This is a genomic window from Pectobacterium sp. PL64, from assembly GCF_022477975.1.
Classification (GTDB): Bacteria; Pseudomonadota; Gammaproteobacteria; order Enterobacterales; family Enterobacteriaceae; genus Pectobacterium; species Pectobacterium jejuense.
In genome coordinates, this window is sequence record NZ_CP092070.1 from 2,280,689 (window position 1) to 2,305,774 (window position 25,086).

17 protein-coding genes are annotated in these 25,086 nt (G+C 53.8%); 10 read left to right on the forward strand and 7 right to left on the reverse strand.

The genetic code is table 11. The features are described from left to right. The first annotated feature begins 15 nt into the window (after positions 1 to 15). The 4 genes from sapD (at position 16) to HP572_RS10085 (ending at position 3,745) form a co-directional block, all read left to right on the forward strand. A complete protein-coding gene (sapD, locus tag HP572_RS10070; protein ID WP_095994748.1) occupies positions 16 to 1,008 on the forward strand; it encodes a putrescine export ABC transporter ATP-binding protein SapD in 993 nt (330 codons plus the stop codon). Next, positions 1,008 to 1,823: a putrescine export ABC transporter ATP-binding protein SapF gene (sapF, locus tag HP572_RS10075; protein WP_010276730.1), complete on the forward strand. Its 816-nt coding sequence runs from the start codon at positions 1,008 to 1,010 to the stop codon at positions 1,821 to 1,823. Before sapD ends, sapF begins: the two co-directional genes overlap by 1 nt. Before the next feature lie 193 nt (positions 1,824 to 2,016). Continuing rightward, positions 2,017 to 2,805: an enoyl-ACP reductase FabI gene (fabI, locus tag HP572_RS10080; protein WP_039509647.1), complete on the forward strand. Its 789-nt coding sequence runs from the start codon at positions 2,017 to 2,019 to the stop codon at positions 2,803 to 2,805. Between the two features lie 382 nt (positions 2,806 to 3,187). After that, on the forward strand, positions 3,188 to 3,745 hold the full coding sequence (locus tag HP572_RS10085) for an inclusion body family protein (RefSeq protein WP_240585526.1): 558 nt from the start codon (positions 3,188 to 3,190) through the stop codon (positions 3,743 to 3,745). Between the two features lie 85 nt (positions 3,746 to 3,830). Here HP572_RS10085 and HP572_RS10090 read toward each other — a convergent pair whose 3' ends face one another. The 4 genes from HP572_RS10090 to HP572_RS10105 form a co-directional block, all read right to left on the reverse strand. After that, a complete protein-coding gene (locus HP572_RS10090) occupies positions 3,831 to 4,802 on the reverse strand; it encodes an FAD:protein FMN transferase (RefSeq protein ID WP_240585527.1) in 972 nt (323 codons plus the stop codon). A 100-nt stretch (positions 4,803 to 4,902) separates the two neighbouring features. Then, on the reverse strand, positions 4,903 to 7,791 hold the full coding sequence (locus tag HP572_RS10095; protein WP_240585528.1) for a flavocytochrome c: 2,889 nt from the start codon (positions 7,789 to 7,791) through the stop codon (positions 4,903 to 4,905). A 461-nt stretch (positions 7,792 to 8,252) separates the two neighbouring features. After that, positions 8,253 to 10,619 carry a glycoside hydrolase family 31 protein gene (locus tag HP572_RS10100; protein ID WP_240585529.1) on the reverse strand — a complete coding sequence of 789 codons (2,367 nt, stop codon included), beginning with the start codon at positions 10,617 to 10,619 and terminating at the stop codon, positions 8,253 to 8,255. Positions 10,620 to 10,653: 34 nt separating this feature from the next. Beyond that, positions 10,654 to 11,964: an MFS transporter gene (locus HP572_RS10105; RefSeq protein ID WP_240585530.1), complete on the reverse strand. Its 1,311-nt coding sequence runs from the start codon at positions 11,962 to 11,964 to the stop codon at positions 10,654 to 10,656. Between the two features lie 320 nt (positions 11,965 to 12,284). Here HP572_RS10105 and HP572_RS10110 point away from each other — a divergent pair, with 320 nt between their 5' ends. Further along, complete coding sequence (locus HP572_RS10110) at positions 12,285 to 13,355, forward strand: LacI family DNA-binding transcriptional regulator (RefSeq protein ID WP_240585531.1); 1,071 nt, start codon at positions 12,285 to 12,287, stop codon at positions 13,353 to 13,355. On the opposite strand, the gene HP572_RS10115 is transcribed toward HP572_RS10110, so the two are convergent. Next, a complete protein-coding gene (locus HP572_RS10115) occupies positions 13,346 to 14,248 on the reverse strand; it encodes a LysR family transcriptional regulator (RefSeq protein WP_240585532.1) in 903 nt (300 codons plus the stop codon). The genes HP572_RS10110 and HP572_RS10115 overlap by 10 nt on opposite strands. Positions 14,249 to 14,432: 184 nt before the next feature. Here HP572_RS10115 and HP572_RS10120 point away from each other — a divergent pair, with 184 nt between their 5' ends. The 3 genes from HP572_RS10120 (at position 14,433) to HP572_RS10130 (ending at position 20,004) form a co-directional block, all read left to right on the forward strand. Beyond that, the gene (locus HP572_RS10120) at positions 14,433 to 16,745 is read left to right on the forward strand and encodes an FdhF/YdeP family oxidoreductase (protein WP_240585533.1); all 2,313 of its coding nucleotides are present in this window, start codon (positions 14,433 to 14,435) and stop codon (positions 16,743 to 16,745) included. Between the two features lie 347 nt (positions 16,746 to 17,092). Then, positions 17,093 to 19,027 carry an exoribonuclease II gene (locus HP572_RS10125; protein WP_240585534.1) on the forward strand — a complete coding sequence of 645 codons (1,935 nt, stop codon included), beginning with the start codon at positions 17,093 to 17,095 and terminating at the stop codon, positions 19,025 to 19,027. A gap of 59 nt (positions 19,028 to 19,086) precedes the next feature. After that, positions 19,087 to 20,004, forward strand: a complete 918-nt coding sequence (locus HP572_RS10130; protein WP_240585535.1) for an aldo/keto reductase family oxidoreductase — start codon at positions 19,087 to 19,089, stop codon at positions 20,002 to 20,004. Between the two features lie 48 nt (positions 20,005 to 20,052). On the opposite strand, the gene HP572_RS10135 is transcribed toward HP572_RS10130, so the two are convergent. Beyond that, positions 20,053 to 20,556: an Lrp/AsnC family transcriptional regulator gene (locus tag HP572_RS10135; protein ID WP_240585536.1), complete on the reverse strand. Its 504-nt coding sequence runs from the start codon at positions 20,554 to 20,556 to the stop codon at positions 20,053 to 20,055. 71 nt (positions 20,557 to 20,627) lie between these two features. Here HP572_RS10135 and HP572_RS10140 point away from each other — a divergent pair, with 71 nt between their 5' ends. Both HP572_RS10140 and HP572_RS10145 read left to right on the forward strand, forming a co-directional pair. Further along, on the forward strand, positions 20,628 to 21,809 hold the full coding sequence (locus HP572_RS10140; RefSeq protein WP_240585537.1) for an MFS transporter: 1,182 nt from the start codon (positions 20,628 to 20,630) through the stop codon (positions 21,807 to 21,809). 206 nt (positions 21,810 to 22,015) lie between these two features. Next, on the forward strand, positions 22,016 to 24,079 hold the full coding sequence (locus tag HP572_RS10145) for a carbon starvation CstA family protein (RefSeq protein WP_039496649.1): 2,064 nt from the start codon (positions 22,016 to 22,018) through the stop codon (positions 24,077 to 24,079). Between the two features lie 153 nt (positions 24,080 to 24,232). Here HP572_RS10145 and araD read toward each other — a convergent pair whose 3' ends face one another. Next, entirely contained in the window at positions 24,233 to 24,928 is a 696-nt protein-coding gene (gene araD, locus HP572_RS10150; RefSeq protein ID WP_205555122.1) for an L-ribulose-5-phosphate 4-epimerase, read from the reverse strand. Between the last annotated feature and the right edge of the window lie 158 nt (positions 24,929 to 25,086).

Genomic DNA, 25,086 nt, shown 5'->3' on the forward strand with positions numbered 1-25,086 from the left:
AGGCGACGACTCCCTATGCCATTACTTGATATCCGTAACCTGACGATTGAATTTCTGACCGCCGACGGCGCGGTAAAAGCCGTCGACCGCGTCAGTATGACGCTGAGCGAAGGGGAAATTCGCGGGCTGGTGGGCGAATCCGGCTCCGGTAAAAGCCTGATCGCTAAAGCTATCTGCGGGATCACCAAAGAGAACTGGCGCGTGACCGCCGATCGCTTCCGCTTCGATGACATCGACCTGCTGCAACTGTCGTCGCGCGAGCGGCGTAAGCTGGTCGGCCATAACGTCTCCATGATTTTCCAAGAGCCGCAATCCTGTCTCGATCCCTCCGAAAGTGTCGGTCGTCAGCTGGTGCAGGCAATTCCCGGCTGGACGTACAAAGGCCGCTGGTGGCAGCGGTTTAACTGGCGCAAACGTCGCGCGATTGAACTGCTGCACCGCGTCGGGATTAAAGATCATAAAGACATCATGGGCAGCTATCCCTATGAGCTAAGTGACGGTGAGTGCCAGAAAGTGATGATTGCCATCGCGCTGGCGAACCAGCCGCGCCTGCTGATTGCCGATGAGCCGACCAACGCGATGGAATCCACCACGCAGGCGCAGATTTTCCGCCTGCTGTCGCGCCTGAACCAGAACAATAACACCACGATTCTACTCATCAGCCATGACCTGCAAACCATGAGCAAATGGGCCGACCGGATCAACGTGCTCTATTGCGGGCAAACGGTGGAAAGCGCCACCTGTGAAGATTTGATCACCGCGCCGCACCATCCTTATACGCAGGCGCTGATTCGCGCAATGCCCGATTTCGGTCGTTCTCTGCCGCACAAAAGCCGACTGAACACTCTGAACGGGGCGATTCCGTCGTTAGAGCACCTGCCGATTGGCTGCCGGCTCGGCCCGCGCTGCCCGTATTCACAAAAACAGTGTATGCAAACGCCGCCGCTGCTTTCCGTTAAGAACCACTTATATGCCTGCCACTTCCCGCTCAACATGGAGGAACCGTGATGGTTGAGATGCTGCTTGAAGCCCGCAACCTGACCAAGACGTTCCGCTATCGGACCGGGCTGTTCCGTCGTCAGCATGTTGAGGCGGTGAAATCCGTCAGCTTTACGCTGCGTGAACGGCAAACGCTCGCCATCATCGGCGAGAACGGATCGGGGAAATCAACGCTGGCTAAAATGCTGTCGGGCATGATCGCGCCGACGTCCGGCGAGCTGGTTATCGACGATCATCCACTGCACTACGGCGATTACCGCTACCGCAGCCAGCGCATCCGCATGATCTTTCAGGATGCGAGCAATGCGCTCAATCCGCGTCAGCGCATCGGGCAACTGCTGGATGTCCCGCTGCGGCTGAATACCGATCTCAGCGCCGAAGCGCGTGAAAGAGCGATTAATCAGGCGCTGCATCAGGTTGGGCTACGTCCCGATCACGCCTATTACTATCCGCATGCGCTCGCGCCGGGGCAAAAACAGCGCGTCGGTCTGGCTCGTGCGCTAATCCTGCAACCGAAAGTGATTGTCGCCGATGAAGCGCTGGCGTCACTGGATATGTCTATGCGGTCACAGATTATCAACCTGATGCTGGAGTTACAGGAAAAGCACGGTATCTCTTATATTTATGTGACGCAGCATCTGGGCATGATGAAACATATCAGCGACCAGATTCTGGTGATGCAGGCTGGCGAAGTGGTCGAACGCGGCAGTACCGCCGATGTGTTGTCCGCCCCGCTCCATGACCTGACGAAACGTTTGATTGCCAGCCACTTCGGCGAAGCGCTCAGCGCCGACGCCTGGCGACGCGACGGCGCACAACGTTAATCACCGCGCATCACGGCGGCATCCGCGCGACAGCCACAGGGCTGTGGAAAAAGGCGGATACTGCTCGGAGTACCCCTACCGTCCCCAACATGGTAGAATTGCGCGGTTTATTCATCTCGGTCGTCACTTGCCACGTATGTTTACGGGTACAGAGGTGGCGATCGCAGCAACAATGATCACAAGGATTACTGCTATGGGTTTTCTTACCGGTAAGCGCATTCTGGTAACAGGTGTTGCCAGCAACCGTTCTATTGCCTACGGTATTGCACAAGCAATGCAGCGCGAAGGTGCCGAACTGGCCTTCACGTATCAGAACGACAAATTGAAATCACGCGTTGAAGGCTTTGCCAGCGAACTGGGTTCCAGCATCGTTCTGCCGTGTGATGTCGCTGAAGATGCCAGCATCGAAGCACTGTTTACCGAACTGGCTAACGTATGGCCGAACTTTGATGGCTTCGTGCACTCCATTGCTTACGCACCGGGCGACCAACTGGACGGTGACTACGTTGATGCCGTTACCCGTGAAGGTTTCAGCATTTCTCACGATATCAGCTCTTACAGCTTCGTCGCGATGGCGAAAGCCTGCCGTAAGATGCTGAACCCGAACTCTGCGCTGGTTACCCTGTCCTACCTGGGTGCTGAGCGTGCCATCCCTAACTACAACGTAATGGGTCTGGCAAAAGCATCTCTGGAAGCAAACGTACGTTACATGGCGAACGCCATGGGTGCTCAGGGCGTGCGCGTCAACGCCATCTCTGCGGGCCCGATTCGTACACTGGCTGCATCCGGCATCAAAGACTTCAAGAAAATGCTGTCGCATTGTGAAGCCGTTACGCCAATCCGTCGTGTCGTTACCATTGAAGACGTGGGCAACTCTGCTGCGTTCCTGTGTTCCGATCTGGCAGCCGGTATCTCCGGTGAAGTCCTGCACGTTGACGGCGGCTTCAGCATCGCTGCAATGAACGAGCTGGAACTGAAATAAGTCATCAAAAGTAGCCTATCTCGGATAGGCTAATTTTCACCTACAACGTGCATAATTCCCCTCTTATCTTCCTGAATTGTTGTTCAAGAAAAATCTCCTGTCACTCAAGTTATTGATGGCAAGCTCAATTTCATCAGTTAAATTTAATATAATCATTTCAATTGAAATGATTGAATAATAAATCAAGAAATTTAAAACTATTCATTTAATAATTTATTTCATTGCTAGTTAATTATTTTCAATAATAAAATTAACTCGCACTTGTAAAAACAAAGTAAAATAAATATTATAAAAACTGAGTGAATTTATTTCCTTCCTCAACCAAATTAAATCGCCTGATAAGCAATTCCCATTGCGTATATTATTAAAATAAGGACGTTCCATGAGTAATAGTAATGAGTTGAATTCAACCAATAATGTCATTAACGTTATTGTTATTATCGACACAGATCGTGTTATGAACGACTTTTCATTCAGTGCTGCCAGCAAGGACCAAGCTCACCCAACGCCAATTGGTCATCAGTATTCCTATATGGTTGCACCTAACCAGAATGTCGTATCAGACGAAGGTACTGGCGATCTCAACATTAAAGCAAATCGTGATGATGTTATTCGCTGGACAGGCCTTTCAGAATCTGCCAATTCAGACTCAAGTGTTTTGATTTATGGGCTACCGCGATATGGAGGCGACACGGTTTTTACTGGCGTTGAATTTGTTAATAGCGGACGTTTAGAGGCAGAACCTCGGGAAACCAATAATGCTTCACCGCTTCCTGTTACGTTCACTGAACAAAAACACTGGTACGCTCAGGTAACAATCAGTCAATTAGGGACAGAGAAGTATCAGGTACAATTCGCCTTGTATTATCGTCCACATGGCGGAAATCAAGAACTCTACGGTTATTTCCAATGGGATCCAACCATCACTGTAAAAAATTAAAACCACATCACCAGTAATAACATTATAAAAATGGATGACCGATTTTTATTGGTCATCCATTTATTTATTTTTTAAATAATGATGACTACAATATCGTCGCCAAATAACTATCATCCAGCAACTCAAACACATAATGTCGCTGAGAAGAAAAGATAATCTCTCGTGCTTTTGTCACAAATATCGCTTCGATATCCGGCTGGTTTTGTAGAAAGTGAATTCCGGCGCTGACGCCCATACCATAGAGCAGCGTGGTGTAGATATCGCCGTCGAGAGAGTCGTTCGAGATAACCGTTACGCTGTGCAATTCATTATCCAGCGGATACCCCGTCCGGGGATCGATAATATGATGATAAATACGGTCGTCCACGGTAAAAAAACGTTCATAGACGCCGGATGTCACCACGGATTTGTTCTTCACCTTAATAATGCCCAACAGGCTATCGCGATCCGCGAAAGGCTTCTGCAACCCGACGCTCCATAGCCCTTGTTCATCCGTCAGCGCGCTGCCGATAGCCAGCACGTTTCCCCCCAGATTGATCAGCGCATCCTGAATTGCATGTTGATGCAGGACGTCTCGGACGATATCGGCGATATAGCCTTTCGCAATCGCGCCCAGATCGATCTCCATTCCCGCGCTTTCTAGCATCACGGCGCAGTCCTGCTCTCTGAGAATAATGCGCTCGGGGTGCGTTAATGCCAGCGCCCGTTGTACCGAATCATGGTCAGGCACCGTGCTGCCGCTAAAACCGATTTTCCATAGTTTCACGACGGGGCCAATCGCGACGTTAAAGCCGCTGTTTTCAATCAGGCTCACCGCTTTAGCGCGTTTAATCAGCTCAAAGACAACTGGGCTGACCGAAACGTATTCTTCCCCCGCCGCATGGTTGATGCTCATCACTTCCGACTGTGCCCGATTGACAGTTAGCAGGTCTTCGAGCTGCTTGATGCACTGGAAAACCTGCCTGACGGCGATTTCATCATGGACAAACAGTTTGAGCAGAATGGGGCTGCCCATCAGGTGAACGGAATAGACGTAAGCGTTATCGACAGAAGGCATACGGTGACTCCCATGATCGAATGGCGGTACAGAGAGGAAACGGTCGGAAAACAGCGAGCGTCCTTTGAGACGCCCGCCATTAGCACTACGGTTCTATCACTTACTCGGCTACCAGCATCGGTTGATTTTCAGCCGTTTTCGCCGTGGTTTTTGACCTAGTTTTCGCAAACTTTGGCTTACGCGCTTTCGTCGGAAATGCATCAGAACGACGCGGTGCCCGCGCATAGGCCGCTGCCTGAATCCCCGCCTGAATCCCGAAGATAATGATATCCGCTACGGCGTTGCCGCCAATGCGGTTTGCCCCGTGGATCCCGCCAACCACCTCCCCGGCGGCATAAGCCCCGGAGATCGTCTCTTTATAGCGGTTCAGCACTTCCGCTTTCTCGTTGATGGTGACGCCCCCCATCGTATGATGCACGCCCGGTGCCACCTTAATCGCGTAGTAAGGTGCCTGATTCAGCGGATCGCGCATCCCCGTGGTTCGGCCAAAGTCTTCATCGTGTTTACTGGCGATAAAGGTATTGTAACGTTCGAGCGTGGCGTGCAGCGCAGCTGGTGGCATATCCAACATGTCGGCCAGTTCCGCGACGCTGCTCGCACTGACGGTCAGCCCTTGTGCGACATATTCTTCGACTGCCCGATTGCGGTTTCTGACCTGCTCGTCGAACAGGATGTACGCGTACTCTTCCGGCAGGTTGACGATGGCGGACGAGACGTTATCCCGCGTCTCCATTTCATTAAAGAAGCGTTCTCCACGCTGCGACACCAGAATAGCTCCGCCGCCGCGAATAGATTCGGAGATCAGATAAGAAGTTGTCTGCTCAACCGTCGGATGGGTCTGAATTTCCCCCATGTCCACCGTATCCGCGCCGATCTGTTCCAGCAGGCGAATACCGCCACCCGTGGCACCTTTGTGGTTGGTAGTGACGAAGCCTTTCAGGTCTGGGCGGTATGACTCCACCATCGCCTGATTGGCACTAAAACCGCCCGTGGCAACAATCACCGCTTTTGTCGCAATCAGGCTCTCTTCCTGATCATCATTGACGACTCTGACGGCACTAACCTTGCCCTTCTCCTGCACAATTTCAGTTACCGACGTTTCCAGCAGCACCTCAATATTGTATTTATTGAGGTTCTTAATCAGCCCGCTGACCAGATAGCCGCCCACCGCTGCGCCGTTGGCAGGCCGATGCGTTCTGTCAACGCTCATGCCGCCCGTCGTGGTGATGTCGCTCAGTTCAATATCGTGCTGCGCCAGCCAGTTAATCGCATCAGACGCATGATCGACGAAGTATTGTACCAGCGCAGGATTGTTCTTCTGTTTGCCGCTTTTCAGCGTTTCGTCATAGAACAGCGCCTGGCTATCTTCGATACCTTTATTTTGCTGGAAGACGGTTCCCGCCGCGTTCATACCGGCAGAGGCCTTGATGGTATTGCCGCCGATGACTGGCATCTTTTCAATGACGATAACGCGCGCGCCCTCTTCGCTGGCCTGAATCGCCGCCGCCAGCCCCGCGCCGCCGCTGCCAATCACCACCACGTCCGCTTCGCGACGCGCGTCTGGGTTACCGCCATCGGCAATAATGGCGTCTTTGCTCGATTTCACCATCGCCTTGGTAACGGCTTTTTTAATGGCTTCACTCTGCGCTGTTGCGCCCGTTACGGCATCAACGTGGGGACTATTGGTATCCAGAATGCGCTCGCGGATAATCTCAAAACTGATTTTCAGTGAATCATCAATCTCGCTATTCTCCAGCGCGATATCGGCGACCCGATTCTGATCAAAATGAACATGAATTCGCAGCTCGCCACATTCATCCTGAACGCGTTCCTGATAAACCCCGGATTTAAATTTTTTACCGGTTAAATTCACGTCCCGGATCATGGCTTCAACTAATGAAAAGCGCCACAGCGGTTCAGGAATCGTTAATGCTTCACGCTTATCGCTGGCAATATAAAGATCGAGTTTTTCCTGCTCGGCAATGCGATCTGTCCAGTCTGGATAAGCAATACAGGCTCTACCGACGGCAATCAGGTCATAACCATTTTCCAGCGCCGCATCGGCGTCTGCCTGATTGACAATATCCCCTACGCCAATAACCGGAATCGCCGCTAATGTCGCAGAACGGCGGGCAACATATTTTTTAATCAGCGGCGTCGGAGCGTTTGTTTCGATAATGGACGAGCGCAGAATATTTCCCATAGAGAAATGAACGTAATCCAGCCCGCGTGCCGCTAATTTTTCCAGCAGATAGAGAGAATCATCAAAATGAATGCCCGGCTCTTCGATCTCTTCCGGCGAGAAACGATAGCCGATGATGAACGAAGGATCGGCGTATTTATCTGCGACCTCATGAACGATATCCAACACCGCCAGCGGAAATGCCGCGCGTTTATCACGGCTGCCGCCCCATTTATCTGAGCGTTGATTAGAGTGAGGAGAATAGAATTGTTGGATCAGGTAGGTATTCGCGCCATGAATTTCCACGCCATCGAAACCCGCCTGAATGGCGCGATGAACGGCATCGCCAAACTTGCCGATCATGGCGTCAACTTCGTCGCCCGACAGCGCGACCGGAACGATAGCCCCCGTGCGCGGCGCGGCAATAGCACTCGGGGCAACGGGCGTCGCGCCACCGATAAAACGCGGTTCGACCATCCGGCCGCCGTGATAAATTTGCAGGATCGCCGTCGAACCTTTTTCTTTAATCGCCGTCGCAATTTTGGCCAGCCCGGCAATTTTGTCGTCGTTGTCGATTCCTATCGCACCGGGAAAGGCCAACCCTTTGTCATCAATAAAACAGCATTCCACAATCACGGTACCGATGCTGCCTGCCCTGGCCTGATAATATTCCACCAGCTCTTTGGTCACGCTCCCATCATAAAACCCACTACAGGTGGTCATGGGTGCCATCAGTACCCGGTTTTTCAGCGTTGCGCCGTTGGGGAGTGTAAAAGCGGCAAATAGATCATGGTGATTATTCTTCATAGCGAATACTCCACTTAAAATAAAAATCTTGTTCGAAAAGGCCATGTTTGTTTTTAATCGTTAATTCTTCTGGCTGATAATTTGCGAACTTATTACTTACCAAGTATCTATTTTTTTTGATGTTATAAAATGTTTTCTTACTATTTAAACTATTTTGTAGATCCGCTTTTATTAAGGGTATTCGCACAACTCTTTTTTATATTTAATATTCCATTCACTTTATTAACATCTCTTTATCCTGAAGATAACCAATCAGATATTATTTATATTCTGCATAACAAAAAAAACGCCCCGGTAAACAATAATACCGAGGCGCAATATACGCGTCATACTTCAAGCCGCAGGTGCGTTGGCTGCATTCGCTCACCCGAATCACTTACCTGAGTAAGCTCATCGGGATTCCCTCTTTTGGCCGCCTTCCTGCAACTCGAATTATTTAGCGTATAGAGAAATGGAGATGATTATTGGTGTTGATAGGTATTCGTGTGAACGCCGTTAATGTAGAGCTGACGCTGCTCGCCCGCTGGCAGGCATAGCGTCGCATTCTGCCAGGCGGGCTGGTATCGCCCTTCTGACGTAAACGTCACGTCAATCCGTTGGCTATCCGCGCGAATTTCCCAGCGCAACCACAGCGCGTTACCTTCACGCCATTGCCACGTTTCGCCGTCGTCTTCAAACAGCAGCCCGCTGTCCGTGCCGCCAGCGACAGGCGGGAAGAGCAGGAATTCGCGCTGATTATCTTCCTGCGAGCTGACGTGTGCCGTTCGTCCCGACAGCGGAATCATCGCGCCCGCGCGGACCAGCAGCGGGAGGCGTTCCAACGGCGCATCCAGCACAATCGTCTGTCCGCCGCTGAACCATTGGCCGGAATGAAAATCGTACCAGCCTGACGTATTCGCCGGCAGGTAGACTGTCCGCTGGCGCTGCCCCGCTTCCACCACGCTGGCAACCAGAATGTCTCGTCCCAACATGAAATCGTCGGTTTCTTCCAGCGTTCTGCTGTCATGCTCGTGGTCGAGGAACATCGGGCGCAGCATCGGCTCATCGTCCGCGCTGGCCTGCCACAGCAAGGTATAAAAGTACGGCAGCAGGCGGTAGCGCAGTGCGATGGCGCTGCGAATCGCAGGCGTCACCGCGGGATACATCCACGGTTCGTTCACCGTATGGTCGTCATTCCAGGAATGAATGGTGAAACGCGGGTGCATCACGCCGTTTTGTACCCAGCGCACAAACAGCTCGGCGTCCGGCTTATCGCCCGAAAACCCGCCGACGTCATGCCCGACATTAAACAGGCCGGACAAGCTCATCCCGATTCCCATCCGCGTGTTGTAACGCAGCGTCTGCCAGTTGGTACGGTTATCGCCGCTCCAGGTCTGCACATAGCGTTGCATACCCGCACAGCCGGAACGCGAGATCAGATAAGGACGCAGTGTCGGAGCAAATCGCTGCTGTGCCTCCAGCGAGGCGCGCATCATCAACAGCGGCATCAGCGGGCGAATATTTTTGATCGCCATCGTTTCGCCGAATCCGTGACAGCGGGCTTCACCATCCCAGACTTCATATTCGTTATTGTCATTCCACGTTGAATCAATCCCTTTCTCCAGCAGCTGTCGGGTGACGTTCTCCTGCCACCACGCCACCGTTGCCGGATTGGTGAAATCAAGGTGCGAGCCTTCATCGTCCCAAAAGCTGGATCGCTCTGGCACATCGGATTCGGAATCGCAGATAAACAGCCCCTGCGCCGACACCTCGTCATATTTCGGGTGATCTTGCAGTAAACAGGGTTTGATATTGGCAGCCAGCTTGAGGCCCGCATCGTGGAAGGCCTGAGACATCACCTCCGGCTGGGGGACTTTGTCGTAGTTCCAGTTAAACACATAGCGCTTATTGTTGATCGACGTGTAGCCCGATGAGAGTTGGAACGAATCACACGGGATATGATGTTCCCGGCACAGCGCGATAAATTTCATCAGCTGCTGCTGTGCATCCGGTGCGTCGGTGTAATGCATAGTGGAACCGCTGTAGCCGAGGCTCCACTTTGGCCCAAAGAGCGTTTTCCCCGTCAGCCGAACGAACGCTTTCGTGACATCCAACACGCGCGGCCCGATAAACAGGTAATAGTCGAGATCGCCCGCCTCCGCCTGATAGCGCCGATAAGCCAGATGATAGTTATCGATCTCATTGCCGAGATCGAGCCAGGTCGTGCTCAGGTTATCGTAAAACAGGCCGAAGCTGACATCGTCACGTCGGGTAATGGTAAACGGAACATGCTTATACAGCGGATCGGTGCTCGCCGCGTTGTAGCCCATCGCGTCCAGATTGCGGAACTCAAACCGACGTCCGGTGCGTTCAAGATCGCCCGCCTTCTCACCCAGCCCATAATAGCGCTCCGTCGGGAAACGGCGCTGATAGTGCGCCACGCCGTCACCGTGTGAGTTGAGCAGATAGGCGCTGGTGGGTCGATCGGCGGCAAACGGCTGCCATTCTCCCTGTTCATCACAATATTCCCACGCCAGCCACAGCGGCTGATGAATCGTAATTCGCATCCGTGCGGTGCTGATACGCAGCGCATCGTCCAGCTGTTCCAGCGAGAATCCCGGCAGGCTGAAACCTTCGCTGCTCTCACGACTGCGCCCCTGCCAGGGAACATCCTGCTGCGGCGCGATGCTCCAGGTGCGGTTCAGCTTCAGCTCGCCATGTTGTTTAACCAGCACGCGGGCCAACATCGGTTCCAGCACGTACAGACGAAACACATGTTTGTCGTCCACCAGCAGTTCAACATGGTCGGCGCTCTGATGACGGAACACCCAATTTTTCAACGTTTTCATACAGCGTCCTTTTCAGGAAAAAATAAATGAGCCGTTATGCCTGCGACCGCGTTTTCCCACGACGTTCAGCAATAAATGCGATCAGGAAGATGGCACCGATCAGATCGAAGAATCCCATCGCGACAAACAGCGGGTTAAACCCGATTTTGTCGGCAGTGACGCCAATCAGCAGCGAGAACAGGAAGCTGGCAATCCAGGCAAATGAACCGCGCATCCCGTTCACCGTTGCCATCTGCCCTTTATCGAACGATTCCACCACCAGTGCGCTCAACATGCAGGAAATCACCTGATGGCCAAACCCACCGATGGAAATCAGCAGGATCGCCACCCACGGATCTTTACTGACGGCGACCAGCGCCAGCGACAGCATGAGAAACGCGCCCGTAACCGAGCTCGCGACAATTGAGTTAACGCGCGAGCAGCCGAACCAGCGAACGTAAAGCTGGGTGAGGTAGCCGCTGGCGACGCTGCCGAGATCGGCGGCAAGAAACGGCAGCCACGCGAACATCGCAATTTGTTTCAGATCCATACCGCGTTCATTCGCCAGATAGAGCGGCACCCAAAAGCTGAGCACTGCCCACGCGGGCTCCGCCATAAATGCGGGAATGGCGATACCGTAAAAGCGTTTGTTTTTTGAGACGGTTTTCAGTGCGGTGAAGAAAGGCAGTTTGACCGGAGGTGCCTCATTGTCCTGACGGATGAAATCCAGCTCCTCGCGGCTTAAATTCGGGTGATCTTCCGGGTTATGGTAGAACAGCCACCACAGCGCCACCCACAGCAGCGCCAACCCACCGGTGAACATAAACGCACCCTGCCAGCCCAGATAGGCATGCGCCACAACGATAATCGGCGGTGCCAGCATCGCCCCGATGGAGAAACCGACACCGGCCCAGCCTGCCGCAATCGGCCGTTCCTTTTTAGGGAACCACTCGCCCAGCGTTTTGGCATTCGCCGGTGTCGCTGCCGCTTCTGACGCGCCCATAAAGAAACGCAAGATCGCCAGATGCAACCAGCTTCCCGCCCCCGCGTGGAAGATGCACATCAGCGCCCAGATCACCGCGCAGATCATAAAGCCCATTTTCAGACCGATGACATCGATCAGCCAGCCGCAAATCGGCTGGAAAATGGTATACGCCAGCTGGAATGCACCGACAATCCAGGAGTATTGCTCGGTGGTGATGCCCATACTGGTTTTCAGTTCTGGTGCCAGAATACCCAGCGAATTACGGGTGATGTAATTCACGGTAACGCCGAGCAGGAACAAGCTCAGCACCCACCAACGCAGGTTTCTGAATGTCCGTTTACCTTTGGTAGCGATGGAGGACGAATTGATGTCGAGACTCATGGTGACTCCTTTACAGGAAAGTAGGGTTACATTGGTCTGATATCTCGACGGCATTTTTTTATTTATAGCCTATCGAACAATCAAACCATTTTCATATCATTGTATTTATTGAGTTAAATCCTGTTTCACTGCCTCTAACCACTGAAATTGGTTTACCAAATCGAGAGTAGAACAATTGAAAATCGTGAAACACTCACTTTTTTGAAAACATTTTCATGCTATGGTCAAAATGCAGACAAAACTCTGCCTGTATCGCCTGAAAACAGGTAACAGATAGCAATGAAAACTTTGTCATTTTCGAAGGTGAACGGGATCACAAAATGAAAGGAAACCTGAAAATACGCGAAATTGCGCAGCGGACGGGCTACTCGATCAGCACGGTCTCACGCGTGCTATCTGGTCAGTCCAATACCAGCGAGCAGGCAAAAGCGGACATTCTCAACTGTGCCCGCCAGTGCGGCGTACTGGCCGATCTCGCCAATGGCCGCCTGCTGTTGAACGGACTCACTATTTTCGCCCCACCGCGCGCTTTTGATATTCGGTCCGACATCTTCTATCACAAGGTGGTACAGAGCATCATTGATGCCCTGAAGCCACACGATGTGCGAGTGCGCTACTGCGGGCTGGAGGAAAATGACAGCGATGCAGCGCTATTTTTAGACAAAATACGCGATCCGGCCACGGAGGCGGCGCTGCTGATCGGCATCGACGATCCCTATATTCACGCGCTGGCGGCGGATAGCAGTAAGCCCTGCATCTTGATTAATTGCATTGACCGTAAGATGCGATTGCCGGGTGTGGCACCCGCCCATCGCTTGATAGGCGAATTCTCCGCCCACTATCTCTTTGAGCAAGGACACCATACCGTGTTGACGCTGCTGTGCCTGCGTCGCTACACGATGGAGCTGCGTCTGGACGGGATTCGGGATGCCTATCAGCACCATAATCTGCCGTTTTCCTCTGAGGATAATTTGCTGGCATTAGATAATTTCAGCACGACGGATGCCGAACAGGCGATGACGGCCTTCTTAGCCCGCTGCCCGCAGGATAAGCGACCTACGGCGATTTTAGCTGGTGGTGATTTCATCGCGGTTGGGGTGGTCAATGCATTGACCAAAGCAGGATTGCGCGTGCCGCAAGATGTCTCGGTGATGAGCATGGATGGATTCAATCTTTCGGCCATTCACGACGTGCCGCTCACATCGGTGCATGTGCCGCGTGAGGCGCTGGGCGAAGAGGCCGTCAGGCTATTGCAATATCGCCTAATCCGCCCCGAAGCTCCCCTGGGCAATCTGCTACTCAATGGTACGCTGGTGGTTCGCCAGTCCGTCAGACGGCTGCGCGCCAGCAAATCCGTTGCGCCAATACAGGACGAAAGCCTCTACGACTGAGCCTGCAACCACGCCTGCGCTGCGTCAAAGAAGTTCTGCGCCAGCGGCGTCGCTCTGCCAGCCTGGGCGACCACAACTGCCGCGCGGCGGCGCATCGGCGGAAATTGCAGTGGCCGCAGCGTTAACGCAGGCGTCATTTCAGGGATCAGGCTGCCGTGGGGCACAATGCCGCACCCGAGCCCGACATAGGCACTTTGAATCAGTTGCAGGACGGAAGAGCTTTCCACCTTAACCCACGGCGAAACGCCCATTTCGCGGAAATGGCTATCCAGATAGCGACGGAAGTAGCGGCTGGCCTCCGCCAGACAGAGCGGCACCTCAGAAAGCACAGCGAGAGGCAGCGGCGTCCCCCCCACCAGCTGCGGGAAATAGTGAGGGTGGAACAAGAGATCAATGCCCTGCTCCGTCAACGGCGACGCCTGAAAGTGCAGCTCCTGTAGCGTCGAAAACTCAAAAAAGCCGATGCCGACATCCACCGAATGCGCATTCAGCGCTTCCAGCAGTTGATCCGCACTGAATAGCGAGATCTGAAAATCCAGCTGCGGGTAAACCTTGTTCACCGCCGCCAGCAGGCTAGACAGCGCGATACTGCTTTGCGGCACCGCACCAATGCGCAATACGCCGCTCACACCGCGTTTCAGCGACGCGACTTCCAGCTTTAACCCCTGATAAACCGAGACGATTTCCCGCGCCCAGGCCAGCACGCGTTCACCTTCAGCGGTAAAGCCTTCAAAATTGTTACCCCGATTGATTAGCGCCAGATCCAGCTCTCGCTCCAGATTTTTCAATCGCATGGAGAGCGTTGGCTGACTGACAAAACTGGCTTCCGCTGCCCGGCCAAAATGGCGCTCTTTCTCCAGATTGCACAGGTATTGCAGTTGCTTAATATCCATCGTCAGGCTCGATCGTCAGACACAGTAGTGGGTAAGCCCGGAGTATATACCGATAAACCGCCTCTATCCCACCATAGCCGCATTTGATTAGACGCGATCGCCGACGACACCTAAACTTTCCTCAAGAGCAAATATTTAAAATTTTGTTCACATAAAAAAAACATTATCACCTGCGGAACATGTCATGAAATTCAAACCATCCATCAAGCCATACCGCAATGCGGCTGGCGGCTGGGGCTCGTTGGAAGCCACCACGCGTTTTGTTCTCGACAGCAAGCAAGCGCTGAAAAATATCCGAAACTTGTTGCGGGTCAATAAATCGAAAGGATTTGACTGCCCCGGCTGTGCCTGGGGTGATGACAACAGCAGCACGTTCAGTTTCTGTGAAAACGGCGCGAAAGCGGTCAGTTGGGAAGCAACGCGCAAAGCGGTCGATCTGGATTTTTTCGCCGCCCATAGCGTCACGACGCTACGCCAGCAGAGCAACTATTTCCTTGAGTATCAGGGGCGTTTAACCCACCCGATGCGCTACGACCGTGCCAGCGACCGCTATGTTCCTATCAGTTGGGACGCGGCGTTTGCGCTGATTGCTCACCACATCGGTAACATGGCACACGCCAATCAGGTGGAGCTGTATACGTCTGGCCGTGCCAGCAACGAGGCCTCTTATCTGTATCAGCTTTTTGGCCGCATGCTGGGCACCAACAATTTTCCTGACTGCTCGAATATGTGCCATGAGGCCAGCGGTATTGGTCTGAAACAGAGTATCGGCGTCGGCAAAGGCACGATCCGGCTGGATGATTTCGAACACGCTGACGCAATTTTCGTCTTCGGGCAGAACCCTGGCACCAATCATCCACGCATGCTGCACAGCCTGCGCCACGCCGCCGATCGCGGTGCGCACGTCGTCTCATTTAATACGCTACGCGAGCGCGGTCTGGAACGTTTTGCCAATCCGCAGAACCCGCTGGAGCTGCTCACGCCGCTGTCCGGTACCATTAGCGAAACCTACCTGCAACCCAATCTGGGCGGCGATATGGCTGCCGTGCGCGGCATGGTAAAAGCGCTGCTGGAAACGCATCGCCAGCGTCTGTCCGACGGACAAGCGGGCTTATTCGATCAGGATTTCTTGTCTACGCACACCCAGCAGGTAGATGAGTATCTGGCCGTTGTCGACGCGACAAGCTGGCAGAAAATCGAACAGCAATCAGGCCTGAGCGAAGCGCAGTTGCGCTATGTGGCGGCGATTTATCAGCAGTCGCCGCGCGTGATTTGCACCTGGGCGATGGGGATTACCCAGCACAAGCATTCCGTCGCCACCGTGCGGGAGATAGTGAACCTGCAACTGCTGTTCGGGCAGTTGGGGAAACCGGGGGCGGGGCTGTGTCCGGTACGCGGCCATAGTAATGTGCAGGGCAACCGCACCATGGGGATCGATGAGAAACCAACGGCCGCGTTTCTCGATCGTCTGGCCGCACATTATGATTTCACACCGCCTTACGCCGCAGGCCACAACACGGTAGAAGCACTGGAAGCGATGCTGCGCGATGAGATAAAAGTGCTGATCGCGCTAGGCGGTAACCTCGCCGCCGCCGCACCGGATTCAGCCCGTACTGAAGAAGCGCTCAGCCGCTGCGATCTCACCGTGCACATCAGCACTAAGCTCAACCGCAGCCATCTGGTGACCGGCAAGGTCGATGCATTGATTCTGCCGACGCTCGGCCGTACCGACCTCGATATGCAGGCCAGCGGCGCACAGTTTATTACCGTCGAAGACTCTTTCAGCATGGTGCACGCGTCGCAGGGTGTCGGACAACCGCTTTCTCCGTTGCAGCGTTCGGAAACGGCGATTGTTGCCGGGATTGCCAACGCGGTGCTCGGTCATGAAAAGCTCGACTGGCTGGCGCTGGCGGACGATTACTCACGTATCCGTGACCATATCGCCGCGACTATTCCCAGCTTTACCGATTTCAATGCCAACTGCGACCTGCCGGGCGGATTCTATCTCGGTAACGCCGCTGCTGAACTGCACTTCAATACCCTCAACGGGAAAGCGCAATTCAGCCATGCCGAACTGCCCGATACGCTGTTTCCGCAGCTACAAGGCAGCGATGTGCCCTTTACGCTGCAAACCCTGCGCTCACACGATCAGTACAACACCACGATTTATGGTCTGGATGACCGCTATCGCGGCGTGTACGGGCAGCGGGAAGTGCTCTTCATGCACCCGGATGACATCAGCGCGCTGGGGCTGGAAGATGGCGATCTGGTCGATATCGAAACGCTGTGGAATGACGGCATTACCCGTATCGTCAACGGCTTCAAGCTGGTGAGCTACGCCATTCCGCGCGGCAATCTGGCGGCCTATTACCCGGAAACCAACCCGCTGGTGCCGCTGTCCAGCTTTGGGGATGAAACGCACACGCCGACCTCTAAGTCTGTGCCGGTTGTCGTTCGTCGCAGTATGCAAGCGGAATCTCTGTTGCGTATCGCCTAAGAACCTGCTCAGTAGGCTATTTTATTTGCCATTTTGAACCTGGGCAGTGCTCAAAATCCTCACGTACTACGTGTACGCTCCGGTTTTTCCGCGCTGTCCGAGTCCAAACTGGCTGCACCAATAACGCCTACTGAGATAGGTTCTACATCATAACTCGCATTGCAAAACCAATGGCGTGCACGGCAGGTGGATACGCTCAGATCAGCGTTGACTTTACTCAGGTTTATCCGCGCTTCTGCTGCCGATCTGCGCCCACGCTACCCCCGATTATTCTTGCCGCCAGCACCCGATTCGAGTAAAACTGTGAATTGCTAATTGAGCTACTCACAACCGTATTTCTGGACGCTATGTTTCAAGATAATCCGCTGCTTGCACAGCTAAAACAGCAACTTCACTCTCAGACACCGCGTGTTGAAGGTGTCGTCAAAGGCACCGATAAAGGATTTGGCTTTCTTGAAGCTGACGGACAAAAAAGCTATTTCATTCCCCCTCCGCACATGAAAAAAGTGATGCACGGTGACCGGATTACCGCCACCCTGCATACGGAAAAAGAGCGGGAAATTGTCGAGCCAGAAACGCTGATCGAACCCTTCCTGACCCGATTTGTTGGGCGCATCCATAAAAAAGACGACCGCTTATCCATTACGCCTGACCACCCGCTGCTGAAAGATGCCATCCCTTGTCGCCCCGCGCGCGATGTCACGCACGATTTTCAGGAAGGCGATTGGGCCGTAGCCGAAATGCGCCGCCACCCGTTGAAGGGCGACCGTGGATTTCATGCTGAACTGACGCAGTACATCACCACAGGCGATGACCCGCTGGTACCATGGTGGGTGACATTGTCACGCCATAATCTGGAGCGCACCGCCCCAGAGGTTGAAGCGACTGAGCGCCATGATGGCGAACTCGTCCGTGAAGATCTCACCGCGCTGAGCTTTGTCACTATCGACAGCGCCAGCACGGAAGATATGGACGATGCGCTATACGTCCACGACAACGGCGATGGTTCCCTGCAATTAACCATCGCGATTGCCGATCCAACTGCGTATGTCGCGGCGGGTAGTGAGCTGGACAACATTGCACGCCAGCGCGCCTTCACCAACTATCTGCCCGGCTTCAACATCCCGATGCTGCCGCGCCCGCTGTCGGACGATATCTGTTCCCTGCGCCCGGACGAGCGTCGCCCTGTCCTTGCCTGCCGCGTGACAATTGCCGCCGACGGTGCGCTGGGTGACGACATTCACTTCTTTGCCGCCTGGATCGAATCCAAAGCCAAGTTAGCGTATGACAACGTCTCTGACTGGCTGGAAAATCAAGGCGAATGGCAGCCGCAAAACGACGCAATTGCCGAACAAATTCGTTTGCTGCACCGCCTCTGTCTGGCTCGCAGCGAATGGCGCACCACCCACGCGCTGGTGTTTAAAGATCGCCCGGATTACCGCTTCCTGCTTGGTGAGAAAGGCGACGTGTTGGACATCGTGGTTGAACATCGCCGCATCGCTAACCGTATCGTTGAAGAATCCATGATTACGGCCAACGTCTGCGCAGCCATTGTGCTGCGTGATAAGCTGGGCTTCGGCATCTATAACGTGCATAACGGCTTCGATCCGGCCTCAATCGAACAAGCGGTTGCCGTATTGGATACCCACGGTGTTCAAGCTGACGCGCAAGCGCTGTTGACGCTGGAGGGCTTCTGTACGCTGCGCCGCGAGCTGGATGCCCAGCCGACGCAGTTCCTGGACAGCCGCATTCGCCGCTTCCAGTCCTTCGCGGAAGTGAGCACCACGCCGGGGCCGCACTTTGGTCTGGGGCTGGAAGCCTACGCCACCTGGACATCGCCGATCCGTAAATACGGCGATATGGTGAACCACCGTTTGCTGAAAGCGGTTATCACCGGACAGGCCGCGGAAAAACCGCAGGACGATGTCACGGTGCAACTGGCCGAACGTCGCCGCCTTAATCGTATGGCTGAGCGTGATGTCGGCGACTGGCTGTACGCCCGCTACCTCAAAGATAAAGCCGGTACGGATAGTCGCTTCAATGCGGAAATCATTGACGTTACACGCGGTGGCCTGCGCGTTCGCCTGCTGGATAACGGCGCAATAGCCTTTATCCCGTCCTCCTTTATCCACGCCGTGCGCGATGAGCTGGTGTGCAGTCAGGAAATGGGCACCCTCTCAGTGAAAGGCGACGTGGTTTATCGTCAGGGAGATACGCTGGACGTCGTCATCGCTGAAGTTCGTCTGGAAACCCGCAGCATCGTGGCAAAACCTGCCGCCTAAGTGCCATGCCGCCGAGCTATCTCGGCGGACATGCAACCCTCATCACAGGAGTGTTCCCGATGAAGAAAATGACAATCGGTACATCCGCGATACAGGCTTCCAACATTGCGTTGGGCTGTATGCGAATGGCAAAGAAAAGCACGAATGAAGCGGCTGATATCCTCAATGCTTCCGTCGAGGCGGGTATCGATTTCTTCGATCACGCCGATATCTATGGCTCAGGTTTGTCGGAAGAGATTTTTGCCGCCGGTTTACAGAAGACCGCCATCCGCCGGGAGTCAATTTTTCTGCAATCCAAATGCGGTATTCGTCAGGGCTTTTTTGACTTTTCTAAGGCGCACATCATCGCCTCCGTCGAAGGTAGCCTACAGCGTTTAAAAACGGACTATCTTGATACGCTCCTGCTGCACCGCCCGGACACGCTGTTCGAACCCGATGAAGTCGCGGCCGCTTTTGATGAGCTGGAAAGCAGCGGAAAAGTGCGCCATTTCGGCGTCAGCAATCAGAATCCGTTACAGATTGAACTGCTGAAAAAATCCGTACGCCAGCCGCTGATCGCCAACCAGTTGCAGTTCAGCATCATGCACACGGGCATGATTGATGCGGGCTTTAACGTGAATATGACTAACCCGGCATCGGTGAATCACGATGGCGCAATTCTGGAATACAGCCGTCTGAATACCATGACGATTCAGGCCTGGTCGCCCTTCCAGTACGGCTTTTTTGAGGGCGTTTTCCTCGATAACGAGAAATTCCCTAAGCTGAACGCCACCCTCGATCGCCTAGCCGAGCAGCATAATGTTACCAATACCGCGATTGCCACCGCGTGGATCTTGCGTCACCCTGCCGCGATGCAGGTGGTTATCGGCACTATGAGCCCGGAACGTATCCGCGACATCGCTGCGGCGTCTACCCTGTCGCTCAGCCGCGAAGAATGGTACGAAATTTACCGCGCCGCCGGGAACGTTCTGCCTTAAGACCCGTGTTGCACAGCCCTTGCGTCCCTGACAACAAACAGGGACGCGTTACAAACTGGGGTCAGGGCCGCGTTCAACGAAGGTCGACAGAACGATATAGCTGCGCGTCCCGTCGACACCTTCCACTTCCTGTAGTTTACCTAACAGTTCCTCTAGCCCTTCCGTGTCACGAGCTCGGACCTTGAGCATGACGCCACAATCTCCGGCAACGGTATGAAATTCCTCAATCTCAGGCAAGTTACTCAGTGCCAGTAAACGTTTGGTGCTCACGACATTCTTTGTGTTTACCAGCACAAAGGTTAATAAGGTTCGGCCGACCTTACAGCCATCAATCTTTGCAACGGTGCCCTTGATGACTCCGTCTTTCTTTAGCCGCTTGACTCTTTCATGCACGGACGGCGCGGAAAGATGCAGCGCTTCCCCTAAATCGGCATAGCTCCGGCTGCTGTCGGCTGCAAGAAGGGCTAATATTTTTCGGTCCACGTCATCCAGTTTTGCGGGGATATGCTTTTCTTGCCTAAGCACATTCGTTTTTCCTGTTTCATTAGTCATTTTGTTTTTTTTCCCTAATGGTATTAGGCATAATTTAGCACATGAAAAAATTGTTAGACATAGGGGATATCATGCCTATTGCTTTATGGGCCCTGGTTATTGGTGCCTTTGGGATTGGAACGACAGAATTCATCATCGCAGGTTTGTTACCCGCCATCGCGACGGATTACGGGGTGACGATTCCCGTGGCGGCGTATATGGCAACAAGCTATGCGCTTGGGGTTTTTGTCGGCGCACCGGTACTCATTATTCTGGGCTCCCGATTACCCAAAAAAACCATGTTGGTTTTCCTTGCCGGGCTCTTTGTGCTGGGGAATCTGGTCACCGCTCTCGCGCCGTCTATAGGGGTCGCTATCGTCGGACGCATTATCACCTCGCTGACACACGGTGCCTTTTTCGGAATTGGCTCTGTACTCGCCGCTGAAATGGTACCGAAAGAGAAACACGTCAGTGCCATCGCCTTTATGTTCTCCGGCCTTACGGTGGCTAACCTTATCGGCGTGCCAGTGGGGACCTGGATTAGCCATCAGTTTTCCTGGCAAGCCACGTTCTACGCCATCACGGTGATTGGGGTCGCCACGGCGATCGGTGTACTGGTGCTTATTCCTTCCACCGCCAAACCCAAAGCACAGCATATCGGGCATGAGTTTGCCGCATTCGGCAACTCAAAAGTATTGCTATCCATGGGCATCACCATCCTTGGACCTGCGGCTTTCTTTACTTCAATTACGTATATCGCGCCCATGATGACGGAAGTAGCCTACTTCTCAGAAGGATCGATTACCTGGCTGTTGATGGTATTTGGTTTGGGCTTGTTCGTTGGCAACTGGCTGGGCGGGCGTTTCGCTGACAAAGCGCTCATGCCGATGCTGTATATCACGCTGTTTGGGCAGGCTGCCATTTTGTTCATCTTCCATTTAACGGCCAGCAGCCAGATTGCCTCGGTATTGTGCATCTTCCTGATGGCAGCGTTTGGTTTTGCAACCGTCTCTCCCATTCAGAAACTGGTGATGGACAAAGCAAGGGCCGCAGGCGCGCCCACACTAGCCTCAGCGGTCAATATTGGGCTCTTTAATCTTGGTAATGCCCTCGGTGCCTGGGTGGGTGGGAGCGTTATCGCCAGCGGCTTCGGTTTCACGGCGCCAAACTGGGCGGGCGGGGTTCTGTCGCTGAGTGCGCTGGTTCTTGCTATCGCGGTTGGTGTGGTCGATAAACGCAGCAGCCCGTTGACAGAATCTTTAGAATGCCATTGATGAAATAGACGTAGCACTCAGAAATGCGCGGGTTACATCGCCGCGCATTTCGTTAGCCCTTGTTTACCCTTTAAGTTTCTTTACAAAAATTCACCTTCGCTCACATTTTCTCATCCATTCCCTTCTCTTCGCCATTAAACCCACTATTGTTAAATTGCATTAACACCCGCGCTATACCTTTTCTGAATAACGAAGGAGCCGTTGTTATGAGTAACGTAAAGAGCATTGTGATCTGGCTGCTAGTCGGCCTGGCGGGCGCCTTTTCGTTCGCCACGCTGGCGCTAAGCCGCGGTGAACACGTCAATGCCGTGTGGTTGGTTATCGCGGCAGTATCGTGTTACAGCATCGCCTATCGGTTTTACAGCCTGTTTATCGCCAAAAAAGTGTTTGAGCTCGACGATCGCCGACTGACACCGGCGGAGCGTCATAACGACGGTCTGGATTACGTTCCCACCAATAAATGGGTTCTGTTCGGCCACCACTTCGCCGCCATCGCCGGGGCCGGGCCGCTGGTCGGGCCGATTCTCGCCGCACAGATGGGCTTCCTCCCCGGTACGATCTGGATCTTGGTCGGCGTCATGCTGGCGGGCGCGGTGCAGGATTTTCTGGTGCTGTTTATCTCAACCCGCCGGGACGGTCGTTCTCTGGGTGAGATGGCAAAACAGGAGCTGGGCACGTTCGCGGGTATTATCACGATGCTCGGCGCACTGGGCGTGATGATCATCATTCTCTCGGCGCTGGCGCTGGTCGTCGTTAAAGCGCTGGCAGAAAGTCCGTGGGGATTGTTCACCATTGCCGCCACCATCCCTATCGCGCTCTTCATGGGCGTTTACATGCGCTTTTTACGTCCGGGCAAAATCGCTGAAGTCTCTATCATCGGCTTTGTGCTGATGATGCTGGCGATTGTCTACGGCGGTAACATCGCGGCACATCCTTACTGGGGGCCGTTCTTCACATTGAAAGGGACGTCGCTCACCTGGATTCTGGTCATTTACGGCTTCGTGGCCTCAGTCCTGCCCGTCTGGCTGCTGCTGGCACCGCGTGATTATCTCTCTACGTTCCTGAAAATCGGGGTCATTGTCGGGTTGGCCTTCGGTATTGTGTTCGCCATGCCGGAAATGAAAATGCCTGCCGTTTCTCGTTTTATTGACGGCACCGGCCCAGTCTTCTCCGGTACGCTGTTCCCCTTCTTGTTTATTACCATCGCCTGTGGCGCAATTTCCGGCTTCCATGCGCTGGTTTCCAGCGGCACCACGCCGAAGCTGGTTGAACGTGAAAGCCATATCCGCTTCATTGGTTATGGCGCAATGTTGATGGAATCCTTCGTGGCGATTATGGCGCTGATTTGTGCCTCGGTTATCGAACCGGGCATCTACTTCGCTATGAACTCACCCGCTGCTTTGATCGGTACCACGGTTGAGAGCGCCTCGTTAGCCATCAATAACTGGGGATTTGTGATTACCCCGCAGGAATTGAGCGCGATTGCCAATGACGTTGGCGAAGCCTCTATCCTTTCCCGCGCTGGCGGTGCGCCGACCTTCGCAGTGGGTATGGCCTACATCATCACCGAGATCTTTAACAGCCGGGCGATGATGGCATTCTGGTATCACTTCGCGATTCTGTTTGAAGCCCTGTTCATCCTGACCGCGGTTGACGCCGGAACGCGCGCCTGTCGTTTCATGGTGCAGGATCTGGTCGGTATTGCGATTCCAAGACTGGCTAACAGCCACTCCTGGCTGGGGAATCTGGCCGGTACCACCGTTGCCGTTTCCGGTTGGGGATTCTTCGTCTATCAGGGCGTGATCGATCCGCTGGGTGGCATCAACACGCTCTGGCCGCTGTTCGGTATCGGTAACCAGATGCTGGCCTCGATGGCGTTGATTCTCGGCACCGTGGTGTTGTTTAAGATGAAGAAACAGCGCTATGCGTGGGTGACTATCGTGCCTACCGTTTGGCTGTTTATTACGTCGATGACGGCGGGTTGGCAGAAAATTTTCCATGAAAAACCGAGCATCGGCTTTCTGGCTCAGGCAAAACGCTTCGCCGCGGGTATTGAACAGAACACGCTGATCGCACCAGCCAAGTCGATTAAAGACATGGAAACTATCGTCTTCAGTAATCAGATCAACGCCGCGCTGTGCGGGTTCTTCATGCTGGTGGCGGTGACAATGCTGATCTCCGCCTTCTTCGTCATTCGTCGTGCGATGAATAGCGATGTCCCAACGGCAAAAGAGAGCCCGATTGTCTTACGAGACGGCGCTCAGCCTTAAACGCCACCGGCATATACCCTTCAATCCCTCCCTCGCGGAGGGATTTTTTATGGCGTGCCATTCTTGGCCGCCACGCAAGCCCCAAAAATAACAATAGCGCCATATTTGCGGCGCTATGTGGTCTAAAGGGCATGAGGAAGGAATCGCTGCGGTTTATTGTCCGTAATACGCGTTCTTGCCGTGCTTGCGTAAGTAGTGTTTATCCAACAGCGTTTGCTGCATCTCGCCCAATTGAGGCGTTAACTGGCGTGAGAAAATCCCCATGTAGGCAAGCTCTTCCAGAACAACGGCGTTGTGCACCGCGTTGTCGGCATCTTTCCCCCACGCAAAGGGGCCGTGCGAGTTAACCAAGACGGCAGGAACATCTACCGGAGAAATGCCACGCTGACGGAAAGTTTCGACGATCACCCTTCCCGTTTCCCACTCATAGCGCCCGTTGATTTCCGTATCTGACATCAGACGTGTGCAGGGGATCGGACCATAAAAGTAGTCCGCGTGCGTCGTTCCCCAGGCGGGGATATCTTTACCGGCTTGCGCCCAGATCGTGGCATGGCGGGAATGGGTATGGACAATACCGCCGATATCGGCAAATTCCAGATACAGCACGCGGTGGGTATCGGTATCCGACGACGGTTTCTTCGTCCCCTCCACCACCTTGCCGCTTTCCAGCTCAACGACAACCATATCCTCCAGCGTCATGGCCGAATACTCCACGCCGGAAGGTTTGATCACCATCAGGCCGCGCTGTCGATCGACTGCGCTGACATTTCCCCAGGTGAACGTCACCAGATTGTGCTGCGGCAAGGCCAGATTGGCTTCCAACACCTGTTTTTTTAGCGTTTCTAACATAATCAGCCTCCCCTCGGCGCGATGACACCATTCTCGCGGCCTGACGAGATCGTCGCTATGGGCTAAATCGCTAAAGACCTAGCGGTGTTCTGCTATGGGAAAAAGAAAGAGACACCCCACAGAATTGGGCAAAAAACAGCCAATTTTATCAATTGTTG